Source organism: Pseudobdellovibrionaceae bacterium, from assembly GCA_019637875.1.
Classification (GTDB): Bacteria; Bdellovibrionota; Bdellovibrionia; order Bdellovibrionales; family Bdellovibrionaceae; genus JAHBUW01.
This window is the reverse complement of record JAHBUW010000012.1, coordinates 56,442-72,675: the sequence shown is the minus strand read 5'-3', so window position 1 is coordinate 72,675 and position 16,234 is coordinate 56,442. Positions and strand designations below refer to the sequence as shown.

Genomic DNA, 16,234 nt, shown 5'->3' with positions numbered 1-16,234 from the left:
ACAGCTACGTCGGCGTGGGAGGCCAGCAAGGCGCGAAGGCCTTCGGGAAACCGCTCGCGGAGACGATTTTCTTCGCCGGCGAGGCCACCCAGACCGGCTCCGCCCGCGGCACCATGCATGGCGCCTTCATGAGCGGTCAGCGCGTGGCCCGACTCATCCGGGCTTAAGGATTGGCGTCGGCGCCGCGACCGCCAAAGAAAGCCGCTTGGCCGATGGCGATGATGAGCGCTTTGCGATTCACGGGCTTCGTCAAATAGTCGTAAAAACCCATGCTGAAGGCTTTGTCTTTTTCTTCGATGAGCGCGTGCGCGGTCAACGCGATCACCGGGCGATCGTAACCCGCGCCGCGAAGTTTTTCGTAAGCGCCGTAGCCATCGAGCACCGGCATTTGGATGTCCATCAGCACGACGTCGTAGTGCGTCCGCAAAGCTTCCGTGACGCCCTCTTCGCCGTTGTCGGCGGTGACCACGGTCGCATTCGCTTTTTCCAAGAAGGTGCTGATGAGCTGCTGGTTATCGATGGAATCTTCCACCAGCAAAACCTTGATCCCAGTCAAGTCCGTCGCGGTCACGCCGGGACGCGAACCCACGACGTCGATCGCAACTCCCGCCTCTTGCCGGATCGGCAAGGTCAGGATGAAGAGGCTACCCTGGCCCAGCTGACTGCGCCCCAAACGCAGGTCTCCGCCCAACGCGATCGCGAGCTGCTTCGACAGCGCAAGGCCCAACCCGCTGCCGCCAAAGCGACGGGTGATCGACGAATCCCCCTGCGAAAAGGTTTTGAAGAGCTGCTGCTGGTTCTCTGGCGAAATCCCGAGCCCCGTATCCTCGATTTCGAAGTCAATCTGCGACTCGGCCACCGAAACGCGCACGCGAATGGCGCCGCTTTCGGTGAACTTCAAAGCGTTGTTCAAAAGATTCGTCAGAATCTGCGTCAAACGGGTCGAATCCGTGCGGATTTCGGCGGGCAGCACACCTTCGATCTCGAACTCGAAGCCAAGCTTCTTCGCCTGGATCAGGAGCCCCCACTCGTTGCGCATCTCGGTCAAAAACGGCATCAACGGAATCGCCGAGTTCTCGATCAAAAGCGCGTTCGCTTCGATTTTGGAAAGGTCCAGAACCTCGCCGATGATGCGCGTAAGTTCGCGTCCGTTGCGCAAGATCTTCTTCATGTTCTCGTCCACGCGCGCGGGATCGGTTTTGTGTTCGGAGGTCAATTCCGCGAAGCCCAGCATGATTCCGAGCGGGGTGCGGATCTCGTGACTGACGTTCGCCAAGAAAAGTGACTTCGCGCGATTGGCCGAATCCGCTTGCGCGCGGGCGAGGGTCAGCTCGCGATAGAGGTTCGCGTTGTCCATCGCGATTCCCGCCTGAATGGCCAGCGATTTCAGAATCGCTTCGGAACGCGCGGTGAAGACGCCGGCTTCGGGGTGACCGAACAGCAGGCTTCCCAACACCTTCCCGTTTTTCGACATGACCGGCGCGGACAAATAGCTGCGCACGGGAAGATGCCCCTCGGGCATTCCGTGTAAAGGGGCGTTGCGGCCGTAGCGCGGATCTTTCGTGATATCATGCACGCGCATCATGCCGCGGCCCTCGAACGACGTTCGGAACACCTCCGTATTACGGGGCATTCCGAACCGCGCGAAGTCCGAAATCTTCGCGCCCGACAGGACGTACAGGGTCATCGTGTCGCCTTTGGCGTCCAGCAGATTGTAGAAAAACGCGCCAAATTTCGCGCCCGTCAAATCCGTCGCGACGTCCGTCACCATCTGCACGATCGACTCGAGATCTTGCTCGGCTTTGAGGGTCGTGCCGATGGTCGACGTCAGCTCGACGATGCGCTTTTCTTCCTGCAGCTGCGCTTCGGTCAGGTGCCGGATCTCGATGTCCTCTTGAAGTTTCGCGGCGAAACGCTGACCTTTACGCGCCCACAGCGTGACCGCGAAAGTCAGGACGATGCCCATAAAAAGGACCATCAACGGCAGATATCGCGAGTACGGGGGCGCGAAGTCTTTCGTGCCCATGAAATCAATGGCCCAGTCGTGTTCGGCCGCGCGCAGCTTGATCGTGGTGCGAAACTCGCCCGCGTCCTGCAAATCCCCTTTGGCGTATACGAGCTCTTCCGGCCTCATCTCGGCGCCGTCATAAACGCGCAAAATGAGTTTCGAATCTTGCATCTTCGCGTCCTGCGCCAGATTCCCGAACAGGACGGGGGCGCGAAACCCGGCGTAAACAAAACCGATCAGGGCCTCGCGGCGCTCTTCGGGAGTGTCGAGCTTCACGCCTTGTCGGTAGTGCGGGGAAAAAACCAAAAAGATCGCGCCGGCGTCCGCGGATTCCGGCACGGAAATCCGGGTCACTTTGTCCGTCGCCACCGGAAGACCGAGCGTCGCCGCGCGGTTCATCGCCTCGTAACGTGGTAAGCTGGTCGACAAATCCATGCCGAGGGCATTTCCAGCCTGCTCGACCAAACTTTCGGCATAGACGACGACGTCGTAGTCATCCTTCGCGACATCGAGGACCGCACGCGCGTTTTCCGGTAGCCGCGGCAAGGTCTGCAGAAGCTGGGCGCGGGAATAGCGCCGCACGTAGCCCATCACCGTGATGCCGGGATATTCCGCCTTCAGATTCATTCCGCGAACGAACTGGCGAAACTCATCCGCGGATAAATCCGGCTTCAATTGGAAAAGGTTGCGGGTGTAGACGAGGGCATTCGTGTACACGTTCATCCGGTTTTTAAAAGCGTAGTGAAGCGACAAAGCCGAGCGATCAAAACGCGCGCTATTTTCCGCCGTGGACAAAAGCGAGGCCACGAACCATGCAAGCACGGTGAACAAAGAGCACAGCACGAACACCACGGCGGGTGATAAGAGCATACGCTCGCGCTCGTACTTGAGAATCGTGGCTTCGGGCATTCGCGGGGACCCCTCATCACAGAACGGAATATGGAAAAAGCGTAGTCATTTAGGGAACCTTAAGCAACCCCGTAAACAATGGGGAAATTCGGGACAAAAGCGGTAGACGCCGAAACGATTTCGGACTAACCGTTTCGTCCATGGAAATCTTCGAACTGCGCTATTTTCTGGCGGTCGCCCAACGAGAAAACCTGAATCGTGCCGCTACGGAAATCCATGTTTCCCCCGGATCGCTCTCGAAAGCCATCGCGCGCCTGGAAGATGAGCTGCAAACCCCGCTTTTCTTCAAATCCGGTCGCGGGATCCGACTGACCCCCGAAGGCGAGCTTTTACGCCGTAAAGCCGCGCACATTCTCCAGCTCGAAGAGGACGCCCGCCTTGAGCTACGCGGTCGCGAACGCGGAAGCTTGAACGTCTACATCTCGTCGGAGGAGATCCTGCAAACCTCGGCGGGACTGGACATCGCGGGCGAGATCAACGCGCTTTTCCCGTCCGCGAAGCTTCAGTTCCTGATCCGCAGTGAAAACCAAGCGCTCGAGCAGGTACGGACCGGAGAAGCGCATCTGGCCCTCATCACACAGGAACCGCCGCAAGATCTGGTGGCGAAAACTTTGAGCCGGGTTGAGTTCTTGACCTGCGCGGGTAAAAGCCACCCGTTGGTGAAAAAGTACGGCAGCCGCGCCGTCCCCGTCGAGGAATTGCTTAAACATCCCTTCGTCGCGCCCGACTCGGCGATCCTGGGAAAAATCGCGAAAGCCTCGTCGATCGACGGTTGGCGCGACGACAAATTCCCACGCCAGATCAAGTACAAGGTCTGCGGCCTGAAGCTCATGGAGAACTTGGTCGACCGCGGACTCGCGCTCGCCTACCTTCCCGATTACTTCATCGCCAGCGCGCAGCTCGTGCCCTTGAAAGTGTCGGGCTGTCCCTACACCTGCACGCAGACGATTCGGGTCGTCACGAAAGACCCCGCGCAGCTCTCGTGGCTCGGCAAGGTGTGGGACCGTTTGGACTCGCGCTAGGGTTTCGGCTCACGCTCGATGACCAGGGGTTGGGTCTCGGACTGATCGAGCGGGGTTTCGTCATCGTCGGCAAAAATCGGTTTGTCCTGCATCCCCACGCGTCCCACCATCGGGAGCTTCAAGGCGGGGCGAAGAAAGTCGATGCCGAACGTCGCGCCCAAGAAATTGAACTCGATCCCTTCACCAAGCCCCAGCGTCAGTCCCAAGAGCCCGAAAAGTGAAAATTGAATCCCCGTCCGCGTTTCGCTGAGCCCGAACGGCGCGCCCCGCCCGATCCAGTCTTTCCCCACCGCGTTCGCGGGCAGCTCCACGCCGATCTCGGGCACTTGCCGCAGGATATGCGACACGAAGCTGTTGGAGTTCGGGCCGGGCCAAACGCGGTACTCTTTCGGGTAAGGATAGCTCGCGGCGGCCGCCTTGATTTTCGGAATGGCGCGCTCGGCGGAAGCGCCACGCAAATCGCGCAGCAGCTCGGGTTCGGCGCCGAACCAACGCCCATCGGGTTCGGCCTGGTGCACGACGACGACCTCCAGCCCCCGGCGTGCGCGGTAACCGATCACCTCCAGCCGTTCGTAGAAGGTCGCGTCCTTTTCCTTCACCGCGATCCAGGAATGAACGCCGAAAGTGCCCTTCCACCCGATCACGCGGGCGGCGTACATTTGCACGACGGCGCGCTTCTCGTCTTGGGGACGGGGCGCGAGGCCCGCGCTCGAGCGATCGGCCGTGCGCCAATCCTGAGCCTGAGCCAAATCCAAACCGAAGAGCGCGAACACAAAGAGAAAGGGAGTCATCGGCGCAGATTATCGCGTTGAAATGGAAAGAGCATGGAAAAATCCCATGGGGTATTTCGCCACGAATTAAGATTCGCCTCTGTCAACGTTTCGAGTTTTCAAAAGCCTTGTGAGCCGCTCGCAGAAAGGGTTAGAAGCGGCCCTGGAGGGACTTATGCGCGCACTTCTTTGGACTTCACTCCTGGTTCTGACCACTCTTCCCGTCTTCGCGAAATACAATCCGACCGTCGACTGCGACGATCTTCGTCGCAAGATCGAAGCCCGCCGCGACTTCTGCGAACAGGTTCGCGAACACCGCGGTGACGAAGAGGCCGCCCGCTGCCGCGCCAGCGTCCGTTCGCTGCCCGCAAGCTGCGAAGACCGTCGCGCACCCCCGCGACGCTACAACTAACGCGCTTCGAAAAGCGTGATCAGGTTTCCGACTTCGGAAACGTTCTTCATGAGCTCGGCGTTCAGCCACGCGGCCGTTTGCCAAAGCGGCGTCGGCTCAGCCCAAAGATGCTGGACCTTGACGTCCAAATCCGCCGTTTGCAGTTTGTGTCGCCACGTCTGCGCCAGCGCGGCGATTTCTTTTTCGGCCATCGCGGCCGTTCCGAACGGCTCAACCTCGTGAACGCCCGGCAAGGGTTTTCCTTCCGCCGCCTGAAGCGCCCCCGTCCACCACCAACGGATCTGCCATAACACCCACGCCGCCGTCGGCGTGGGGAGCGGGATCGGCTCCGTCTCGGCGAAGTCGGGCCGCCAAAGTCCGTCCGCGCCTTGGCGGATCGTCCACGCATGGGGCGAGGGCTCCCAGAACATATTTTGCTCGTTGAGCCGCGGCAGGTGGTAAGTCGCGAGCGCCCAAGTCATGTCGAACTGAAAAAGCAGCGTTTCGTTGCGTGGATTCAGTGGATTCATCGGCATTCAGACTAGACATTCCCGCCCCGTGAATCAAGATGAGAGTCCCGAGGAGCGAGATGATGACGAGCCGAACGATCCGTATTCCCCTTCCGGAAAAGAAAGGCGAGATGATCGCACGTCTTTGGGAGTCCGAGGCGGATCGAGCGCCGCTCGTTTTGCTTCATGACTCGCTGGGCGCGATCGCGACGTGGCGGGATTTTCCGGAGCGACTGGCGGCGCGCCTGGATCGCTCAGTGATTGCCTACGATCGGTGGGGCTTCGGCGAGTCTTCCGCCCGCCCCTTGCGCCCGTCGGCGCGTTTCATCGAAGAAGAAGCCGAGATCTACCTGCCGCGGGTTCTCGACACGCTTGGCGTGCGGGAGTTCGCGCTTTTCGGCCATAGCGTCGGCGGCGCGATGGCCGTCACGGCGGCCGCACATTTCGGATCACGCTGCCAAGCGGTGATTTCGGAATCGGCGCAGGCCTTCGTGGAAGACCGCACCCGCACGGGCATCGAAGCGGCCGCGACAAAGTTCGCGCGCCCCGAGGTCTTCGCGAAACTTGAAAAATACCACGGGCCGAAAACCGCTTGGGTACTCGACGCGTGGATCGGCGTCTGGCTTTCACCGGAGTTTCGCGACTGGAGTTTGCGATCGACGCTCGCCCACGTGACCTCGCCCCTTTTAATTCTGCATGGGGATCAAGACGAGTACGGCTCGGCGCGCTTTCCCGAGACGCTCCGTGACGGCGCCGCCGGGTCCACGGAAATGCACCTCTTGACGGACTGCGGTCACGTTCCGCATCGGGAAAAACCGGACCTGATCTTGGACCTTGTCGCGGAGTTCCTGGTTCGCTAGACCTGCGGAGTATGAAAACTCTTTTCGCCATTTTCATTTTGCTGTTCTCGATCGTCGGCCAAGCCGCAACCAAGGAAGCGCAGTTGAAGCCCGTGCTCGCGGCCCCGGGCACCGCCGCGCTCGTTTCGCAAACGCCCACGACGGATCGCAAGTTCGAATGGAAAGATCGCGCGTTTCGCGTTTTGCAAATCAAGGCGAAACCCGGCGACGATCCCGCGATGGACGAACAGTACGGTTTCGGTCCCGTCATCGAAATCACGAAGGGAAAAGAAAAATCGCTCCTCGACCTGAGCGAACGATTTCGCAACCACGTCGTTACCAACGTTCTGCAAGATGAATACAATCGCCGCGTTTGGGTCATCCTGGAGTGGGGCGTGGCCGGACCGGGCGAACAGTACGAGTTCATCATTTCGGACGACGGCGGCGATACCTGGGCCATCGGCGAACCGCTCATGCGCCCCTCGGTCCATCCGCGCGCGACGCTTTCGCATATCTGGGTGAACGCACGCGGGATCGGCGAAGCCTGGCTCACGCAAGACGCGAGCTTCACCTCTTCCGAGAAGACACTGGAGCGCGACATGAAACGCGGCCAAGAGCTGATCTTCAAAGCCACCACCTCGAACGGGGGACGCAAGTGGCGTGTCGGCACGAAACCTCTGTTCTACAACGGCCTCGTCGAAGTTCCCGCGAATTGAGGTTGCGCCCATACGGAAATTGACTCCGAACGGAGAGTCCTCTTCAATGTCCGGATGAAGAAACTTTTCGTTTTCCTGCTTCTGCCCTGCATTTTTGCCTGCACGAAAAAAGCGGCACCCCCCGCCACGGAACTCGCGCCGGCTTCGGCCGCGGCCCCCACGACGACCACCGCGACGCCGGGGGAACTTCCCGCAGGTGCGCTGGGCGCCGTGTACCTCGAGGTGGCTCAGCAAGCGAACCACTACCGCCTGAAAATCGTTTTCCCGAACGAGCAGGTCGACGGCACGAATTCCCCCTCGAATCAGGACGACACGCCCTACACCGCGCGCAACTATCCGGTGAAGCTCGCGGGCACGATCGCCCTTTACGACGCCAAAGGTTTACTGGGGACGTTGAAGGCCCCCGCGCATCTTCTGGGCGTATTCTGGTGTGAAAACGACGGCGGCTCGAAGTACCGCCCCGAGTTCACGGTCGAAGTTCCAAAATCCGAGCTCCAGCGCGCGCCCGTCGCCGCCGATGGTGAATCGAAAATCGTCGCGCTCGCCATGGTGGACGAAAAGCACGACCTGGCCCCGCTGAAGTTCGCGGCGCCCGCGAACGCGAAGGTGACCTTCCGTCACGATTTCAAGATCGGCGCGGCGAAGGAAACGAACGCCCGCATCCTCGTCTGGGACGACGCGGGCGAAATCAAGTACGGTCCCTACGTGGGGATCGCGATGCGCGGAACCTATCTGCCGCTGACCTGCGACGGACCTTGAGTCGGTCTTTAGGACTTTTGCCCGTACCAGCCCGAGATCATGAAAGCTTGAAAGAAGCGAACCGGGACGGGAATCCCCGATTCTTTGATGAATTTCTCGGTCTCGGCGGGCGGTAAAACCGTGAGCGCTTCGCGAAGCAGCCGCGGCACCTGCGCGAGGGACTCGGGCGTGGCACCCATCATCTCTTGCACGCGCATCCAGTTCGGGAGCATCGAGGAAACCTCCGGCGAGTCGAGATCGAAGCTGATTTCCGTGTTCACGAGCACACCGCCGGGCCGCAAACGTTTCGTCATCTGGCCGTAGAAATCGGCGCGCTCGGTGCGTTTCACGAAATGACCGACGAGGATACTGAGCGCGGCGTCGAAGTTTTCCCCGGCGGGCGCATCCTGAACGTAGCCGTGAATCAGCTCCACGCGTGCGGCGTGACCGGCTTTCGCCAGGCGTTCGCGGCAGACGTCGAGCATGCCTTCCGCGGGATCGACGCCCACGAACGTCCAATCGGGATAGGCCTCGGCAAGCGACAAAATCTCGGCGCCCGTCCCGACACCGACGCACAGAATCCGCGCGCGCGGCGGCAGCTCTTTGAGCGCCAAACGGATCAGGAAGTGCATCCCGTCGGCAATCGGCGCCAGCTTGCGATTTCTTTCGTCGTAACTTTTCGAAGCGTCTTTACTGAAATAGTCGGACATCCGTTCCTCCCGGTTCGTCAACGCTCAGGGCGAGGACGTTTTCGCGGCTTCGGCTCGCGCTTTGTTCATATAGATCTGCGGATCCTGCAGAAACTCCGCGAAACGAACGCCGCCGTTCACGCGCATTCCGGATCTGGTGGGACACTCGGGTCTTTCCGGCGCCTTTTTGTTCCACTGCCCGGAGAAGAATCTCTTCCTCTCCGGCACGGTCAATCAGATCCACAAACCGCAGACGTCATTCCGGCTGATGATCAAGGCGCTCTCCCGCTTTGGGTGAAGACGCTACTTCGATTTCACCAAGGCCTTGAAGCCGGCGGAAGAGAAGCGCTTCATGTCGTAAGGCATTTCGAAGGCCGCCTCTCCGCCCATGTCGCTAAACTCTTTATGGACCTTCTTGTTCACCTGATTGCGGTGCGCTTTCGACTTGTAGACGATGTAGGCGAAAATGACGGTCTCATTCGGCTTGAGCTTGCACAGCTTTTTGAAGCCCGTGCCGTAAGCCATGTGTTCATCGGCGACACATTCGTAGTAGCTCAAAGCCCCATGCTTCATCCAGGTCTTGCACCCGATCTGAGCCATCTTTTTGTAAGCTTTGAGTTTCGATTTTTTGATCGGAATAAGAAAGCCGTCCACGTAGTGCGCCATACGAATCCTTTCGAAGGTTAAAAACCCACGTCAATTATTCCGGCAGAGTCACGCCCAAGCAAGCACCGAAGGCGAGAGCAATCGACATAAAGACAATCTTGTCGTTGAAAAAGCCCCGGGGGACCTGAATCAGATCCAGCTCGCCATTTCGAATGCAGCGTCTAGTAACCCAAAATATCGACGTACGTGATGCCCTTGGCGATGGCGGATTTCGGGGTCGCCTTTTGGCCTTTGATCAAAATCTTACCCGTGGTGAACAGGGTTTTGATCTGGGAGCGGGTGATATTTCGAAGATCAAGATTCTCTTTTTGTTCCCTGAGGGCGGCCAAAAGAATCGTGTCTAACCGCGCCGCTCGCTTATTCAGCTCGAGAGTGACACGAAAAGATTTGGGGGGCCGGGGCGGAATAAAGTCTTCGATGGGAATGCCTTTGCTTTCTGGTGCGCCGGGCTTGAAGAGTTTTGAACCGCTTGTCTGCCGACGCAATAGAGTTAGTATCTAATACTTATGTTGAGAATTGAGAATCAATTAGTAAAAATTCCGACGGGCAGTCTTTCTATGCGAGATGATCGCAAAGGAAAAATCTGGACGACGGACCTCGCCTCATTTTTTCTCTCGAAGTACCAGGTGACGCAAAATGTTTACTTCCGCGTTATGGGGGAAAACCCATCGGTATTTCGGGGCTCAGAAAATCCCGTCGAGAGCGTGAGCTGGACGGATTGCATCGATTTTTGCAATAAACTATCAGAGCAATCGGGACTCAGACGTTGTTACGAGATCGGCGAAAAGACGTCGATTTTGGACAAGACAGCAAATGGATATCGCCTTCCGACAGAAGCCGAGTGGGAGTACGCATGCAAGGCAGGCTCGAAGAAGCCAAGGTATGGAGAACTCTCCGAAATTGGTTGGTACGAGGGAAACTCTTCGGGAACCCCTCATGCTGTGGGTTTGAAAAAACCTAACGAATGGGGTTTGTACGACATGTTAGGCAATGTTTGGGAGTGGTGCGAAGATTTATACGATCCAGAAGTTTATGGAACTTATCGCGTCTTTCGTGGTGGTGGATGGAACGACCCCGAGCGAGGCTGCCTTGCCACGAATCGGCGCCGCAGTATGCAGAGTTATCAAATCGACGATTTGGGATTTCGAATAGCCAGATCCATTTTCGACTAAACCCACAAGTCGCTTGTTAAGAAAGAAGCGACGTCGATCTGAAGTATTTTTCAGCGGGGAAACCGATGCCTCCAAGTCACTCCCCAAGGAGCTTTGGCTTCGCGCCAAAGCCCTACTGACTATCATGCACGGCACGACAGATATGAACGACTTGAAGATCAAAGGACAACCACCGAACATTCGGCTGCATAAGCTGCAAGGGAATCGGAAGGACGATTGGAGCCTCACGATCAAACTGCCTTGGTGCATCACTTTCAAGTTCAAGGCCGGCGAGTTTATTGACGTCAAGATCGAGAATTATCATTGAGGTGTTTATGATTAAAAATCCCAAGCCCATGCATCCCGGAGTGGTGTTGAATGAAGTCTACATGGCCGAAATGGGTGTGAACCAGACCCAGCTTGCAGAGAGATGCGGATGCTCCCCACGCAAGATCAATGAAATTGTGAACGGAAAAAGAGCGATCTCCCCCGACTTCGCCATCATTCTGGAGAGAGTGCTCGGCACGACGGCGGAGATGTGGGTACGAATTCAGGCGGAGTATGATCTTTGGGTCGCGCGTAGGAAGGTCGCCTGAACGACAGCTAAACATTTCGAAATGGTGACCTCGCAAAGCTCTGAAAAATGCAGATAATGGCGCGTATCAACGGCATGCCGGGTCCGCAGACGAAGCAGCCCCGAAGGGCCGGCGAACCCGTGGAGCGGGTTCGTCGCGATCACCGCGCACCCGCGCGGAAGCAGATCAACGGACATGAAAATCGGCTGCGCCGATTTTCTTGGTGCCCGCCATCCGAGGATAGGAGAACCACTGGTTAAGGTAGAAACCTACCCGATCCAGTGGCGGGAGCCAAGGCTTGATCTCGCGGAGCTGGCGCGACTGCGGTGGGTCGAAGGCTATTCCCGTAAACAACTGGCCGAGAAATACGGAAAAACGACGGTGGCGATCCAGAATTACTTTCAAGATCTTAAACGGCGGGAATTTTGTGTTTCTGGCCTTTCTGAAAGAGAAAGGAAGAAAATTCTATGGGCATCGAAAAATTGATTCCGATAGCGTTAGGATTAGCGATTACTGCCGTAGCGAGTGGTCGTTTGTCTAATGTCATTTTAGAGCTTCGCATTGCACAGCTTAGGCTTCTTAAGGAAGCCCAAAGCTCAAACTGGGGAAAACCGATGCTTCTTCCGGTGCAGAAAAAAAATCTCCAAAAATAAATCAAAGCAGGTTCTGCTCTCGCCCGAATAACTCCAATTTTTCTTTGATTTCATCCCTAGCAATTCTAAAGGCCTCGGCCTTTTCATTTTCTGGGGCCTTCGCTGGATCTTTTATTGGCCAGTGGATTCTTTTCGCCTTAGAGACCATCGCGGGACACACTTCCTCCGCACAGAGAGTAATGACAAAATCTAGATCCACCAAAAACTTCGGTGAGAGTTGATCGTAAGATTTCGACCAATTTTGAGTGATGTCGATGCCAATTTCTTTGAGCGATTCAACCGCCAAGGGCTGCACCTTCCCTGAAGGCTCAGAACCAGCACTTTCGATCTGCACGTTATTTCCAAATAATGCTTTTGCTAAACCTTCAGCTAACTGGCTGCGAGCAGAATTTGCTACACATAAAAATAGAATCTTCATTTTAAGCCACCTTCAAAAAATAAGTTTTACGAATCCAAAGTGAAACGGAAACAAGTCCAATAAGCACAGGCACTTCAACAAGAGGACCGATCACCGCTGCAAAAGCAGCTCCGTGGTGGATTCCAAATGTTGCGACTGCGACCGCTATTGCTAGTTCAAAGTTATTAGACGCAGCGGTGAATGAAAGTGTCGCTGATTTTTCATAGTCAGCCCCGGCTTTTCGGCTCATATAGAAGGAGAATAAAAACATCAACACAAAATAGATCAGTAAAGGAACTGCGATTCTCAAAACATCTAATGGAAGCTCGATAATGCGATCACCCTTAAGGGAGAACATGACTACAATCGTGAAAAGCAAAAACACGAGCGTGAGAGGGGAAACTATCGGCACGAACTCCTGCTCAAACCAATTTTTTCCCTTGGCTCCAATCAAAACTCTTCTCGTAAGAAATCCTGCCAAAAACGGAATCCCCAGATAAATAAGAACCGCTACGGCAACATCCCATATGGTGATATTCACCTCAACAGCCGCAATTCCAAGCCAACCGGGAACCGTAGTTAGAAAGAAGTAAGCCAGGAAAGGAAAAGTAAAAATCTGAAAAAGTGAATTGAGCGCCACGAGTCCCGCGCAGTATTCTCTGCTTCCACCCGCTAGGTCATTCCATACGATGACCATTGCAATACATCGAGCTATTCCGATAAGAATAAGGCCTGTCATGTATTCCGGGTAGTCCCTCAAAAATGTCACTGCCAACGCGAACATCAGAATTGGTCCCAAGAGCCAATTCTGAACAAGAGAAAGCATAAGCACTTTCGTGTTAGAGAAAACCTTTGGCAGCTCCTCATATTTCACTTTTGCTAGTGGAGGATACATCATCAGGATCAATCCAACCGCAATGGGTATCGAGGTAGAGCCAACGCTCATCTGTTCGAGCATTAATGAAAACGAAGGCACAAAGCGTCCTACCAGAACGCCAAAAGTCATAGCCGCAAAAATCCATAAGGTTAGGTAGCGATCCAAAAAAGAAAGTCTATTCATAAGTGATCCTTGATAATCGTATGATTACGATATACGATTAATTTATGGCATTAGCAAGAACAGAAGATTTTCCGAATCGTGACATCCAACTTTCCGAATGGTCCAAGGCTTTGGCGCATCCCGCAAGGATTGCGATTTTGACCCTGCTTGCAGAAAAAAAGGAGTGCATCTGCGGCGATCTGGTATTGGACCTTCCTCTGGCACAATCCACCGTGAGTCAGCACCTAAAGGCTCTTAAAGAAATAGGACTCATTAAAGGCACGGTTGATGGTCCAAGATCTCGATATTGTATCGACTGGAAAGTATTTGACCGCTATCAGCGACACCTTAGCGATTGGTCGCAAAAAATAAGTAAACTCAGACAAGATAACTGCTGTTAGGTGATGACCCGTGCACGATTTAAAAAAAGAGGATCTTTTAAAAAACCTTAAAGAACTCGCACTTCTTTTTCTTAAACTCGGAACCATAGGCTTCGGTGGCCCTGCGGCTCATATCGCTATGATGGAAGAAGAGGTTGTGCGAAAACGCAAATGGCTCACCGAAAATCAATTCTTGGATTTCATCGGAGCCACGAACTTGATTCCAGGTCCGAACTCTACAGAGATGGCCATTCACATTGGACAAGAACGCGCAGGCTTTTGGGGATTGATTGTAGCTGGTGTGTGTTTCATTTTTCCCGCAATGACCATCGTTATGGTCGTTGCTTGGGCTTATTCTATCTACGGAAAGCTCCCGGAAGTGCAGGGCCTCTTGTATGGGACGAAGCCCGTCATTGTAGCCATCATTGCTCAAGCCATTTGGAATCTTGCGCGTAAAACAATGAAGTCCAAGCTCTTAGCTGTCTTAGGGGTTTGTGCTATGGGTGCAAGTCTCTTGGGACAATCGGAGCTTTTGATTTTGCTTGGTTTTGGATTTCTGACTCTTCTCATTCGGAAGGTCCAAATGCGAGGAAGCGGTCCAACTATCGGTGCCCTATTGGCTGTAAGCATATTTTCACGCCGATCTGCATGGGCACTCGGCGCTTTGGCGACAGTTCCAATGCTTGTTCCTTTTAGCCATGGAAAACTATTTCTTTTCTTCTTGAAAGTTGGCTCAGTGCTCTATGGCAGTGGATATGTTCTTCTTGCGTTCTTGCAAGGCACGCTGGTTGAAAAATATGGCTGGCTCACTCAAAGTCAGCTTTTAGATGCAACAGCAGTGGGTCAATTTACTCCAGGTCCCGTCTTCACCACAGCAACCTTCATCGGCTACATTCTTTCTGGCGTAAGCGGAGCGTTCATCGCGACACTTGGCATTTTTCTCCCATCCTTCTTTTTTGTGGCGATTTCGAGCCGACTGATTCCGGCAATTAGAAAATCAACGTGGGCGGGTGCATTTTTAGATGGCGTGAATGCGGCATCTCTTGGCCTTATGGGTGCTGTCACCATTCTACTTGGAAAAGCAGCTTTGGTTGATACAACAACCATTGCTCTTGGTGTGGTTAGTGCCGTCATCTTGATCCGATGGAAGATCAATTCAGCATGGTTGGTCTTGGCGGGCGCACTTTTTGGTTCCCTAAAGATATTTCTGAGCTAGGAGTGTTGAGCTGACCTGAATTTTCCGTCCGTTTTTTACTTCTATCGTCCAGCGTCAGGTTATCATTCAAACTCTTCTTCAAATTCCTCCGGCGTCTTCATTCCGAGAGACGAGTGTGGTCGTTTCTCGTTGTAGATCCGTCGCCAGTGTTCGATCTTCTTCCGTGCGTCTTCGAGATCAAAGAACAATTCTCCATTGAGGCATTCGTGCCTGAACCGAGAATTGAACGATTCGATGAACGCGTTCTGGATCGGTTTTCCTGGTTCAATAAATTCTATCTCGATGTTGCGCCTCATTGCCCAGTCCATAAATTCACGAGAGCTCATTTCTGGTCCGTTGTCGCATCGAAGCTTCACCGGAAGATTTGGTAGCGAGTCGAAGAACTCGGTGAGATCTTTCGACGTGATCGAGTACGCAGGTAAGAGTCCTGGCGAGCGTTTTGAGCAATCATCGACAATCGCGAGACATTTCAGCCGACGATTCGTCTCGAAGTAGTCGTGAATGAAATCAAACGACCAGATCTCATTCGGACGCGATGCCTTTTCAAACGGAACCCGCACGACCTTTGGAAGCTTCTGACGCCTTCGCGTTTTGATTTGAAGTCTCAGCTTCTTGTAAATTCGCTCGGACTTCGATTTGCTTTTCGCGACAAGACCTTCGCGCCACATGAGGTTGTGCAATGTTCTGAGGCCCCAGCGACGATGCTTCGATGCGAGCTGCTTCATGCGCGCCTCGATCGACTCATCGTTCTTCGGGCGATGCGTATAACTCAATGTCGTTCGAGCAATGCCCAAGAACCGTGAGATCTGCCGCTGCGACAAATCGTGTTCGGTGATTGCGTACCTGGCCGCTTCCTTGCGTGCTCTTGGGCTCACCACTTTTTTGAGTTTATGTCCTTCAGGACTTCAATGTTGAGTGCTTGATCGGCAACCAAGCGCTTCAATCTTGCGTTCTCCTGTTCGAGCTCGCGAAGGCGTTTGGCTTCGCTGACCGACATGTCGTTGTACTTTTTCTTCCACGCATAGAGCGTTGTCGTCGTGACTCCGAGTTCGCGACCGAGCTCTTTTACTGGCGTACCGTTGCGAAGTCTGCTGATCGCTTTAACGATCTGTTCTTCCGTGAACCGCTTCTTCATCTGACTCTCCCTTGGTCTATTGACGCTAGGAGATAAAAGTTAAAAGTGGCAGCATTTTCTCAGGTCAGCTCAATGATTAAAAAGTTCATCCATAAAGTCGAAGTGGGCACTGAGACGGTGAAAATCCATTGGATCGTGGATAAAGAACATTTTGAGCGAGAGCTGGCCCTGAAAGGGGCTGGCTCTTCCCCTTTAGGGGTTTAGGGGCGAATCGACTTTTATTTGAAAACCGAACCAGAAATGTTGGTTCGCAGAGCTTGACATTTGGTGCCCCGGGCCGGACTTGAACCGGCACGCCCGTTTAACCGAAGCTGCAGATTTTAAGTCTGCTGCGTCTACCGATTTCGCCACCGGGGCAGGTGCGTCGACTGATCCTCCACTCAATCACCTCACGCCCGCGTTGACAAGGGATTCCGCCCCCCGCGAGAATC

23 protein-coding genes and 1 tRNA gene are annotated in these 16,234 nt (G+C 54.8%); 13 read left to right on the top strand and 11 right to left on the bottom strand.

Annotated elements, in window-relative coordinates; genetic code table 11:
• Window positions 1–163: 163 nt before the first annotated feature.
• Complete coding sequence (locus KF767_14825; GenBank protein MBX3019157.1) at window positions 164–2,917, bottom strand: CHASE domain-containing protein; 2,754 nt, start codon at window positions 2,915–2,917, stop codon at window positions 164–166.
• 140 nt (window positions 2,918–3,057) lie between these two features.
• Between KF767_14825 and KF767_14820 the strand changes: the two genes are divergently transcribed.
• On the top strand, window positions 3,058–3,939 hold the full coding sequence (locus KF767_14820) for a LysR family transcriptional regulator (GenBank protein ID MBX3019156.1): 882 nt from the start codon (window positions 3,058–3,060) through the stop codon (window positions 3,937–3,939).
• On the opposite strand, the gene KF767_14815 is transcribed toward KF767_14820, so the two are convergent.
• Window positions 3,936–4,730 (bottom strand): DUF3750 domain-containing protein, encoded by a 795-nt coding sequence (locus tag KF767_14815; protein ID MBX3019155.1) that lies wholly within the window; start codon window positions 4,728–4,730, stop codon window positions 3,936–3,938. The genes KF767_14820 and KF767_14815 overlap by 4 nt on opposite strands.
• A 154-nt stretch (window positions 4,731–4,884) precedes the next feature.
• Here KF767_14815 and KF767_14810 point away from each other — a divergent pair, with 154 nt between their 5' ends.
• On the top strand, window positions 4,885–5,121 hold the full coding sequence (locus KF767_14810; protein ID MBX3019154.1) for a hypothetical protein: 237 nt from the start codon (window positions 4,885–4,887) through the stop codon (window positions 5,119–5,121).
• Here KF767_14810 and KF767_14805 read toward each other — a convergent pair.
• A complete protein-coding gene (locus KF767_14805) occupies window positions 5,118–5,630 on the bottom strand; it encodes a hypothetical protein (protein ID MBX3019153.1) in 513 nt (170 codons plus the stop codon). The genes KF767_14810 and KF767_14805 overlap by 4 nt on opposite strands.
• Before the next feature lie 62 nt (window positions 5,631–5,692).
• Here KF767_14805 and KF767_14800 point away from each other — a divergent pair, with 62 nt between their 5' ends.
• Genes KF767_14800 through KF767_14790 form a run of 3 tightly spaced genes read left to right on the top strand, consistent with a single transcriptional unit; the run spans window position 5,693 to window position 7,923 of the window.
• Window positions 5,693–6,469, top strand: a complete 777-nt coding sequence (locus tag KF767_14800) for an alpha/beta hydrolase (protein ID MBX3019152.1) — start codon at window positions 5,693–5,695, stop codon at window positions 6,467–6,469.
• A gap of 11 nt (window positions 6,470–6,480) precedes the next feature.
• Window positions 6,481–7,164, top strand: a complete 684-nt coding sequence (locus KF767_14795; protein MBX3019151.1) for a hypothetical protein — start codon at window positions 6,481–6,483, stop codon at window positions 7,162–7,164.
• Window positions 7,165–7,218: 54 nt separating this feature from the next.
• On the top strand, window positions 7,219–7,923 hold the full coding sequence (locus KF767_14790; GenBank protein ID MBX3019150.1) for a hypothetical protein: 705 nt from the start codon (window positions 7,219–7,221) through the stop codon (window positions 7,921–7,923).
• 8 nt (window positions 7,924–7,931) lie between these two features.
• Here KF767_14790 and KF767_14785 read toward each other — a convergent pair whose 3' ends face one another.
• The 3 genes from KF767_14785 to KF767_14775 all read right to left on the bottom strand — a co-directional run bounded on the left by KF767_14785 (window position 7,932) and on the right by KF767_14775 (window position 9,676).
• Entirely contained in the window at window positions 7,932–8,612 is a 681-nt protein-coding gene (locus KF767_14785; GenBank protein ID MBX3019149.1) for a class I SAM-dependent methyltransferase, read from the bottom strand.
• Window positions 8,613–8,894: 282 nt separating this feature from the next.
• Entirely contained in the window at window positions 8,895–9,257 is a 363-nt protein-coding gene (locus tag KF767_14780; GenBank protein ID MBX3019148.1) for a DUF1428 domain-containing protein, read from the bottom strand.
• Between the two features lie 161 nt (window positions 9,258–9,418).
• The gene (locus KF767_14775; protein ID MBX3019147.1) at window positions 9,419–9,676 is read right to left on the bottom strand and encodes a hypothetical protein; all 258 of its coding nucleotides are present in this window, start codon (window positions 9,674–9,676) and stop codon (window positions 9,419–9,421) included.
• An 87-nt stretch (window positions 9,677–9,763) separates the two neighbouring features.
• Between KF767_14775 and KF767_14770 the strand changes: the two genes are divergently transcribed.
• The 5 genes from KF767_14770 to KF767_14750 all read left to right on the top strand — a co-directional run bounded on the left by KF767_14770 (window position 9,764) and on the right by KF767_14750 (window position 11,636).
• Entirely contained in the window at window positions 9,764–10,429 is a 666-nt protein-coding gene (locus KF767_14770) for a formylglycine-generating enzyme family protein (GenBank protein MBX3019146.1), read from the top strand.
• A 13-nt stretch (window positions 10,430–10,442) separates the two neighbouring features.
• Entirely contained in the window at window positions 10,443–10,736 is a 294-nt protein-coding gene (locus tag KF767_14765) for a type II toxin-antitoxin system RelE/ParE family toxin (protein ID MBX3019145.1), read from the top strand.
• Between the two features lie 7 nt (window positions 10,737–10,743).
• On the top strand, window positions 10,744–11,004 hold the full coding sequence (locus tag KF767_14760) for a HigA family addiction module antidote protein (protein MBX3019144.1): 261 nt from the start codon (window positions 10,744–10,746) through the stop codon (window positions 11,002–11,004).
• 174 nt (window positions 11,005–11,178) lie between these two features.
• A complete protein-coding gene (locus KF767_14755; protein ID MBX3019143.1) occupies window positions 11,179–11,469 on the top strand; it encodes a hypothetical protein in 291 nt (96 codons plus the stop codon).
• On the top strand, window positions 11,451–11,636 hold the full coding sequence (locus KF767_14750) for a hypothetical protein (protein ID MBX3019142.1): 186 nt from the start codon (window positions 11,451–11,453) through the stop codon (window positions 11,634–11,636). The genes KF767_14755 and KF767_14750 overlap by 19 nt, the downstream gene beginning before the upstream one ends.
• A 1-nt stretch (window position 11,637) precedes the next feature.
• Here KF767_14750 and KF767_14745 read toward each other — a convergent pair whose 3' ends face one another.
• Together KF767_14745 and arsB are read right to left on the bottom strand one after the other, a co-directional pair.
• Complete coding sequence (locus KF767_14745) at window positions 11,638–12,054, bottom strand: arsenate reductase ArsC (protein MBX3019141.1); 417 nt, start codon at window positions 12,052–12,054, stop codon at window positions 11,638–11,640.
• Between the two features lies 1 nt (window position 12,055).
• Entirely contained in the window at window positions 12,056–13,093 is a 1,038-nt protein-coding gene (arsB, locus tag KF767_14740; protein ID MBX3019140.1) for an ACR3 family arsenite efflux transporter, read from the bottom strand.
• Between the two features lie 44 nt (window positions 13,094–13,137).
• Between arsB and KF767_14735 the strand changes: the two genes are divergently transcribed.
• Together KF767_14735 and chrA are read left to right on the top strand one after the other, a co-directional pair.
• Window positions 13,138–13,473, top strand: coding sequence for a winged helix-turn-helix transcriptional regulator (locus tag KF767_14735; protein ID MBX3019139.1), 336 nt, complete (start codon window positions 13,138–13,140; stop codon window positions 13,471–13,473).
• Window positions 13,474–13,483: 10 nt separating this feature from the next.
• Window positions 13,484–14,668, top strand: a complete 1,185-nt coding sequence (gene chrA / locus KF767_14730) for a chromate efflux transporter (GenBank protein ID MBX3019138.1) — start codon at window positions 13,484–13,486, stop codon at window positions 14,666–14,668.
• 62 nt (window positions 14,669–14,730) lie between these two features.
• Here chrA and KF767_14725 read toward each other — a convergent pair whose 3' ends face one another.
• Both KF767_14725 and KF767_14720 read right to left on the bottom strand, forming a co-directional pair.
• Entirely contained in the window at window positions 14,731–15,543 is an 813-nt protein-coding gene (locus KF767_14725; GenBank protein ID MBX3019137.1) for an IS3 family transposase, read from the bottom strand.
• Window positions 15,540–15,803 (bottom strand): transposase, encoded by a 264-nt coding sequence (locus tag KF767_14720; GenBank protein MBX3019136.1) that lies wholly within the window; start codon window positions 15,801–15,803, stop codon window positions 15,540–15,542. Before KF767_14720 ends, KF767_14725 begins: the two co-directional genes overlap by 4 nt.
• Window positions 15,804–15,848: 45 nt before the next feature.
• Here KF767_14720 and KF767_14715 point away from each other — a divergent pair, with 45 nt between their 5' ends.
• Window positions 15,849–16,007, top strand: a complete 159-nt coding sequence (locus KF767_14715) for a hypothetical protein (protein ID MBX3019135.1) — start codon at window positions 15,849–15,851, stop codon at window positions 16,005–16,007.
• Window positions 16,008–16,068: 61 nt separating this feature from the next.
• On the opposite strand, the gene KF767_14710 is transcribed toward KF767_14715, so the two are convergent.
• Window positions 16,069–16,160: transfer RNA gene (locus KF767_14710), tRNA-Leu, on the bottom strand.
• Window positions 16,161–16,234 lie beyond the last annotated feature (74 nt).